General features: G+C 63.8%; 7 protein-coding genes and 1 rRNA gene. 3 read left to right on the forward strand and 5 right to left on the reverse strand.

Features of this window, described 5'->3' with window-relative positions; genetic code table 11:
* Nucleotides 1-8: 8 nt before the first annotated feature.
* The 4 genes from VK92_RS33010 to VK92_RS42165 form a co-directional block, all read right to left on the reverse strand.
* Nucleotides 9-1,415 carry a purine-cytosine permease family protein gene (locus tag VK92_RS33010; RefSeq protein WP_021156769.1) on the reverse strand — a complete coding sequence of 469 codons (1,407 nt, stop codon included), beginning with the start codon at nucleotides 1,413-1,415 and terminating at the stop codon, nucleotides 9-11.
* A 299-nt stretch (nucleotides 1,416-1,714) separates the two neighbouring features.
* Nucleotides 1,715-3,106, reverse strand: coding sequence for an aspartate aminotransferase family protein (locus tag VK92_RS33015; protein WP_048029027.1), 1,392 nt, complete (start codon nucleotides 3,104-3,106; stop codon nucleotides 1,715-1,717).
* 80 nt (nucleotides 3,107-3,186) lie between these two features.
* On the reverse strand, nucleotides 3,187-4,692 hold the full coding sequence (locus tag VK92_RS33020; RefSeq protein WP_048029029.1) for an aldehyde dehydrogenase: 1,506 nt from the start codon (nucleotides 4,690-4,692) through the stop codon (nucleotides 3,187-3,189).
* Nucleotides 4,689-5,066, reverse strand: a complete 378-nt coding sequence (locus VK92_RS42165; RefSeq protein WP_131723351.1) for a hypothetical protein — start codon at nucleotides 5,064-5,066, stop codon at nucleotides 4,689-4,691. Before VK92_RS42165 ends, VK92_RS33020 begins: the two co-directional genes overlap by 4 nt.
* 11 nt (nucleotides 5,067-5,077) lie before the next feature.
* On the opposite strand from VK92_RS42165, the gene VK92_RS33025 reads away from it, so the two are divergent.
* The 3 genes from VK92_RS33025 to VK92_RS33035 all read left to right on the forward strand — a co-directional run bounded on the left by VK92_RS33025 (nucleotide 5,078) and on the right by VK92_RS33035 (nucleotide 6,715).
* Nucleotides 5,078-5,677 carry a hypothetical protein gene (locus VK92_RS33025; protein WP_048029039.1) on the forward strand — a complete coding sequence of 200 codons (600 nt, stop codon included), beginning with the start codon at nucleotides 5,078-5,080 and terminating at the stop codon, nucleotides 5,675-5,677.
* 89 nt (nucleotides 5,678-5,766) lie between these two features.
* Nucleotides 5,767-6,138: a nuclear transport factor 2 family protein gene (locus tag VK92_RS33030; RefSeq protein ID WP_048029033.1), complete on the forward strand. Its 372-nt coding sequence runs from the start codon at nucleotides 5,767-5,769 to the stop codon at nucleotides 6,136-6,138.
* 112 nt (nucleotides 6,139-6,250) lie between these two features.
* Complete coding sequence (locus tag VK92_RS33035) at nucleotides 6,251-6,715, forward strand: GNAT family N-acetyltransferase (RefSeq protein ID WP_197094501.1); 465 nt, start codon at nucleotides 6,251-6,253, stop codon at nucleotides 6,713-6,715.
* Nucleotides 6,716-6,971: 256 nt separating this feature from the next.
* On the opposite strand, the gene rrf is transcribed toward VK92_RS33035, so the two are convergent.
* A 5S ribosomal RNA gene (gene rrf, locus VK92_RS33040) occupies nucleotides 6,972-7,084 on the reverse strand.
* Nucleotides 7,085-7,213: the final 129 nt, after the last annotated feature.

Consider the following 7,213-nt stretch of genomic DNA (forward strand, 5'->3'; position numbering starts at 1 on the left):
ACCCGCACTCAGCGGGAAACGCCGTCGACGCTGGCGATATCCCGCAGCGGCCGCGAGAACAGCTTGCAGCCTGCGTAGTAGACGAGCGACGTCAATGACAAACCGACGATCCACGACACGTCCGCACCGCCGAGCCGGCTCGCCAGTTCGCCGGTATGGAGATCGGTCGCCATGAACGGTGCCTGCGCGACGATGCCGATGAAATACGAGCCGACGGCGATCGTGTTGAAGCGTCCGTAGATGCCGCCGTCCTGCCGGAAGAACGAATCGACGTCGTACTCGCCGTGACAGACGAGGTAGTAGTCGACGAGGTTGATCGCGGTCCACGGCACGAGCACGTAAAGCAGCAGCAGAATGAAGTTCGTGTAGCCGGCGAGGAAATTGTCCTGCCCGAACAACGCGATCGCGAGCGCAATCGCGCACAGGACGATCGCGGTGATCGCCCGTGCACGCGCCTTGCCCGACCACGACGGAAAGAGCGTCTGCAGCACCGTGATGGCCGACAGCGCGCCGCAATACAGCTCCATCGCATTGCTGGCCGCGATGCCGAACGACAGCACGACGATCACGAGTACGCTGATCCCTTGCGTGAGGCCCGTGAGGCCGCTCACGACATTGCCGTCGGGCGTCGCAAGGCCCACCAGGCAGCCGAGCAGCATCGGGAAGAACGAGCCGAGCACGCAGCCCCAGTAACTCGACCAGAACGCCGTGCGCGGCCCGGTATCGGGCGGCAGGTAGCGCGAATAGTCCGACACGTAAGGCGCATAAGCGATCTGCCACAGCGCGGCGACCGACATCGCGCCCAGGAAGCCGGACAGGTTCAGCGAATGCTTCGAGAAGGTATCGGCGGGCAATCCGTGCACGAAAATGATCCATGCGAACGCCAGCACGAGTACGCTGCCCGAGCACCAGCTCAGCAGCCGCGCATACGCGTGGATCAGCTTGTAGCCGTAGATCGACCCGAGCAGGCTGATCAGGCCGATCGCCACGACGCCCGCATCGAGCGGAATGCCGGCGCCGAGGCTGTGCAGCGCCTGCCCGCCGAACACGCAGTTCGATGCGAAAAAGCCGACGTACATCACGACGACCAGCCCGACCACGAGCAGCGCGCCGAACGACCCGAACTGCCCGCGAGTCTGGATCATCTGCGGCACGCCAAGCTGCGGCCCCTGCGCGGAATGCAGCGCCATGAAGACCGCGCCGATCAGGCTGCCGACGAGCGTGGCGAGCGCCGCCCACCAGAACGGCTGCTTGAACACAGTGGTCGCGAGCGACCCGGTGACGATCGTCAGCATCATGATGTTCGATCCGAACCAGATCGTGAACAGGTCCTTCGCGCTGCCGTGGCGCTCGGTCAGCGGAATCGGCTGGATGGTGCTTTCCTCGAGATGAGCAATGGACTCGCCCTGACTCATTTCGTCTCCTTGTTTATGTTGTGGTGTTCGCGGGTTCGGTGGCTGGAGGGTGACCCGGAATGCCTGGTGCACGTGAAGCGCGGGTCCTGCAATGAACGCTTTATTCTCATTTGCATTCCTGATCAATAGGCGGTCGATAACGCATCGCTTTACATGACTGCCGCCTGCGTCACCCCACTCTCAACGTGTCGGCCAGCCGCTCCTGTGGATGAGCGAATCCGGCCGGCCTCCGACGCGGAGCCCGTGGTTCGGTGCGCTTCCGCCCGTCTGTTGCCCGACGGAAGCGCGTCGCTCGACGGTCAGCAGTCGATCCCGAGCACTTCCCGCGCGGTGGCATCCACGGCCTTGCGCATCGTGTCGACCAGTTCATCGATTTGCGCGTGATCGATCACCAGCGGCGGCGCAACGATCAGGCGGCCATTCGTCGAACGCACAATCGCGCCGAGTTCGAACCCGACCGTCCGGCTGTGCCAGGTCAGGTCCGCCTCGTTCGCAAAGCGCTCGCGTGTCGCCTTGTTCTTCGCGAACTGGATCGCGCCGACCGCGCCCACGCCCTGGATCTCGCCGACGAGCGGATGGCCGTCGAACGCCTCGCGCAGCGCCTTCTGCAGATACGGCCCCGTGTCGGTCTTCGTCCGTTCGACGAGGCCTTCGCGCTCGAGCACGTCGAGGTTGGCCAGCGCGACGGCGGCCGCGACCGGGTGCCCCGAATAGGTCAGCCCGTGCGCATAGACGCCGCCCTTGTCGACCAGCGCATCGCCCACGCGCCGGCTCATGATCAGCCCGCCCATCGGCACGTAACCCGAGGTCAGCCCCTTCGCCATGCAGATCAGGTCAGGCTCGAAGCCGAAATGGCGGTGCGCGAACCATTCGCCGGTACGACCGAAGCCACCGATCACTTCATCCGCGCAGAGCAGCACCTCGTATTGACGGCAGATGCGCTCGATCTCCTGCCAGTAGCCGTCCGGCGGAAAGATCATCCCGCCCGCCCCCTGGAACGGCTCCGCGACGAACGCGGCGACACGGTCCGCGCCGATCTCGAGAATCTTGCGCTCGAGCGACAGCGCGGCCTGTTTGCCGAATGCCTCGGGGCTCAGATCGCCGCCATTCGCGTACCAGTACGGTTCGTCAACGTGCGTGATGTTCGGAATCGGCAGGTCGCCCATTTCATGCATGAATGCCATGCCGCCCAGCGACGCGCTGCCCACCGTCGAGCCGTGATAGCCGTTCACGCGGCCGATCAGCACCTTCTTCGCGGGCTTGCCCATCACGTCCCAGAACCGCCGTACGGTGCGAATCAGCACCTCATTCGATTCGGATCCCGAATTGGTATACACCACGTGACTGAAGCGATCGCCGAGCAGCGCGAACAGACGCTCCGACAATTCGATCACCGACGGGTGCGTGGTGTGAAAGAACATGTTGTAGTAGGACAGTTCCTTCATCTGCCGCGCGGCGGCGTCGATCAGCTCCGGCCGACCATAGCCGACGTTGGTGCACCAGAGCCCGGACATGCCGTCCAGGTAACGGTTGCCGTCGTTATCCCATAGATGGACACCTTCGCCGCGTACCATCACGCGCGCGCCTTCCTCGTTCAGCGCCTTCTGGTCGACGAACGCATGCAGGTGATGCGCGGCGTCACTGCGTTGATAGTCCTGCGTCGTACGATGCGGAAAGTTGGGCGCATTCATGGGCGAGTCTCCGGTTCGTTGTGTGGATAAAGGCGTTGTCGTGTAGCGCGGCGCGGCCGCTTGCGGCCCGCCGCGTCGAATCAGTAACTGATCCAGGTCGTCTTCAGGCCCGTGTACTTGTCGATCGCATGCAGCGAAAGATCGCGGCCGAAGCCGGACTGGCGGAACCCGCCGAACGGCGTCTGCGCGCTCAGCGCGTCGACCGTGTTGACGGACACCGTGCCGGCGCGCAGCCTGCCCGACACACGGTGTGCGCGTGACAGGCTGCCGGTCCAGACCGACGCGGCAAGGCCATAGATCGAGTCGTTCGCGAGCCGGATGGCCTCGTCCTCGGTGTCGAATGCCATCACCGACAACACCGGCCCGAAGATCTCCTCGCGCGCGATGGCGTCGTCAGGCTTCACGTCGATGAAGATCGTCGGCTCGATGAAGTAACCCTTGCCGTCGACGCGCGGCGCGCCTCCGCCGATCGCGAGCGTCGCGCTGTCGCGGCCGCGTGCGATCCACTCACGCACGCGCCGATGCTGCTGCTCGTCGACGATGGCCCCCATGCCGCTCGCCGGATCGAGCGGATCACCCGGCATGAACGCGGCGGCATGCGCAATCAGGCGGTCGACGAACGCATCGTGAATCGAACGCTGGACCAGCAGCCGCGAGTTCGCGGAACACACCTCGCCCTGGTTGAAGAAGATGCCGAAGCACGCCTTGCGTGCGGCAAGATCGAGATCGTCCGCGTCGTCGAAGACCAGGTTCGGGCTCTTGCCGCCGCACTCGAGCCACACCTGCTTCATGTTCGACTGTGCGGCGTACTCGAGGAATCTCTTGCCGACGGCCGTCGAGCCCGTGAATGCGAGCACGTCGACGTCGGGATGCAGCCCGAGCGCCCGCCCCGCGGTTTCGCCATAGCCCGGCACGACGTTCAGCACACCCGGCGGCAGGCCGGCCTCGAGCGCCAGCTCGGCGAGACGCAATGCGGACAGCGGCGATTGTTCCGCCGGCTTCAGCACGACGCTGTTGCCGGCCGCCAGCGCCGGCGCCACTTTCCACGCGACCATGTCGAGCGGGAAATTCCACGGCACCACCGCGCCGACAACGCCGAGCGGTTCGCGCGTGACGACCGCGAGGTTGCCGGAGTCGGTCGACGCAACTTCGCCGTGCAACTTGTCGACGGCTTCGCCGTACCAGCTGAACAGCCCTCCTGCGGCCGGCACGTCGATGCTGAATGCGTCCGCCACGCGCTTGCCCATGTTGAGCGAGTCGAGCAGTGCGAGCTCCGCACCGTGCGATGCGATGAGCTCGCCGAGCCGGCAGAGCACACGCTTGCGCTCCGCCGGTGCGCAGCGCGACCAGACGCCGGATTCGAACGCGTGACGCGCGGCCCGCACCGCATCGTCGACGTCCGCGGTATCGCACGACGCAACTTCCGCGATGACGGCCTCGGTAGCCGGATTGATTGCGGCAAACGTCCGGCCGCTTCGGGCCGGCACGCTGCGGCCGCCGATATGCGCGAGCGTTCTCGGCTCGACTTGCGCCGCGAGACGTCTCCAGTCCGCGTGCTGATGGTTTTCTGCTGAAGTTGGGTTCATTCAAGACTCCGTTTTGACGACCAGGCGTTTGTGCGTTGTTCTCCGCCTGAACTCGACCCGACGAACGACGCCAGCGGGCGCAACCGATGCTCATGACCGCCGTGAATCGCTGCAGTCGTCCGGTCGACAAACTGTCGATCATCAAAAAGCGATTTGAAAGAACAGTTTTTCTTCTCATTGAAGAGGTTATTTCTATTCATCCTGCGCGCGTGCAGTGGGTTTCCCTGCCACGGCACGATGCCGGTGCCGTTTGTTTGCGCGCGATCTCGTCGGCTTTCCGGTGCGATGCAACGTGACATCCGGTGCGACGCCGGGCCGGCACGACATTGCGCCGCGGCCCGTCCGACCACATACTGGTCGGACGGTGCGAACAAGGATGCGTTCGATGGGGAATGTCGATCAGGGTGCCGCTTCGATCTTTGGCGTCATCGGAACGGCCGTGTCGTTGCTGGCGGCGATTCCGTATGCGCTCGCGATCTACCGGCGCACCGTTCGTCCGCATCTGTTCACATGGCTCGTGTGGTCGGTCGTCACGGCGATCGCGGCTGCCGGCCAGTTCGTCGCAGGGGCCGGGCCGTCCGCATGGTGCACGGCGGCGATTGCGGTGACATGCTTTCTGACGCTGGTCGCGAGCATGTTTCGCGGCGAACGCGGCTGGACGCGCGTCGACTGGTTTTTCCTGGTCGCGGCCCTGTCGACCATTCCGCTTTGGATGCTGACTGACGATCCGACGATTTCCGTCTGTCTGGTGACGCTGATCGAGCTTGCCGGCCTCGGCCCCACCGTCCGCAAGACGATCCGCGATCCGTGGAGCGAGAGCCTCGCGTATTTCGCGCTGTGCGTGCTCAAGTACGCGTTGGCACTGCTGGCATTGAGTACGTGGGGTATCGCGGTCGCGTTCTATCCGGCCGTCAACGTCGTTGCGTCGATCGGCATCTGCGTGGTGATGCTGGTCCGGCGTCAATCGTTGTCGGCCACGCGGTAAGCGGTATCCGTCAGTGCGGTATGTTGCCTGCCGTCGTGGCTCGTTATGCACGGAACCACAAACCTTCAGAGACGATGCGAGGCCCGGAAATGGATGCAATCCGTACAGTCATCGAACCCAGCGAAGCCGCGCTTCGCGCCGCGATGCTGGCCAACGATGTCGAAGCACTCGAAGCGTTGCTCGACGACGACCTGGTGTTCACCGTTCCGACCGGCCAGGTCATCTCGAAGGAAGACGACCTGGCCGCGCATCGCGAGAATCTGCTGCGTCTCGACACGCTCGAGGTGCAAGAAACGCGCGCCTGCGCGATCGGCGAGATGATCCTGACCACAACGAAGGCGACGCTCGCCGGCCATTTCGACGGCACGGCATTCGACGGCGTGTTTGCCTATACTCGGCTGTGGCGTCGATCGGGCGCCGGCTGGCGCGTCGTCGCCGGACACGCATCGCAGGTCATGTAGTCGCGTCGAGTTCGCCTCCCTTCGAGTCGGCAAGCTGCGAATCCGGAGTTGTTTGAGTCGATGCGAGCCGGACGATACCTCGACGAAGGTGTCGACCATGACAGGAGACGAAATGCACAAACCATTTACCGTACGTGCTGCCCGTACCGCGGACGCGGACGAACTCACGCGTCTGGCTCGCATTTCGAAGGCACACTGGGGCTATGCGAAGGACTGGCTCGACTTGTGGCAGGGCGATCTCACGATTGCACCGGAGACGATCGACGGGTCGATCGGTTACGTCGCGGAATCCGCGGAGGCAATCATCGGGTTCTGGGTCAGGGCGTCATCGGAATCGGATCGCCCGACACCCGGATGGCTGTTCGTCCATCCCGACCACATGGGCCGGGGTGTCGCCCGTGCGCTGTGGGAAGCGGTCCGCAAGGAAAGCGCTGCGAGAGGGATCAGGAGCTTTGTGATCGAAGCCGATCCCAATGCGGTTCCGTTCTATCTGACGATCGGGGCTGAAAAAATCGGCGAAAAGGAATCGAGCGTCGTCCCGGGCAGGTTCTTTCCGATCTTGCGGATCACGATCTGACTCGTGAGGCAGAAGGAAGCCGGTATGACCCACCGTGCCGCACTTGGGGAAGAGGTTCCAAGGGACATGGAGTGAAATGGGGAACGCGTCGGGAGCGTTCGGTGGCGCAGAACTACCGATCGATCGAGAACGGATGGCGCCTGAACGCGTTCTGCGCCCGGTTCCGGCCATGCCACCGATCCCGATCACTCACGCATTTCCGCCGCACCAATGCAAAAACCCCCGCCTTTTCGGGCGGGGGTTTCTGGCTTAGGGAGCCTGACGATTACCTACTTTCACACGGGAATCCGCACTATCATCGGCGTAGAGTCGTTTCACGGTCCTGTTCGGGATGGGAAGGGGTGGGACCGACTCGCTATGGTCATCAGGCAAAGAGGGTTGTTGTGCTGGCTTCGCAGCACAACCAATCTTGGAAGAAGCAGTAATTTAGGTTGTGTGTATCACACACGAGAATCCAACTTGTCGCTCTGGATCGCAGCCAGTGCTGTCGCACGGCGC

It is taken from the genome of Burkholderia sp. LK4, from assembly GCF_001043615.1.
In the GTDB taxonomy this organism is placed as follows: Bacteria; Pseudomonadota; Gammaproteobacteria; order Burkholderiales; family Burkholderiaceae; genus Burkholderia; species Burkholderia cepacia.

Coding starts and splice junctions, on each gene's coding strand:
- VK92_RS33025 (WP_048029039.1), top strand. CDS start 5,078: ATGGGGAATGTCGATCAGGGTGCCGCTTCGATCTTTGGCGTCATCGGA.
- VK92_RS33035 (WP_197094501.1), top strand. CDS start 6,251: ATGCACAAACCATTTACCGTACGTGCTGCCCGTACCGCGGACGCGGAC.
- VK92_RS33015 (WP_048029027.1), bottom strand. CDS start 3,106: ATGAATGCGCCCAACTTTCCGCATCGTACGACGCAGGACTATCAACGC.
- VK92_RS33010 (WP_021156769.1), bottom strand. CDS start 1,415: ATGAGTCAGGGCGAGTCCATTGCTCATCTCGAGGAAAGCACCATCCAG.
- VK92_RS33030 (WP_048029033.1), top strand. CDS start 5,767: ATGGATGCAATCCGTACAGTCATCGAACCCAGCGAAGCCGCGCTTCGC.
- VK92_RS33020 (WP_048029029.1), bottom strand. CDS start 4,692: ATGAACCCAACTTCAGCAGAAAACCATCAGCACGCGGACTGGAGACGT.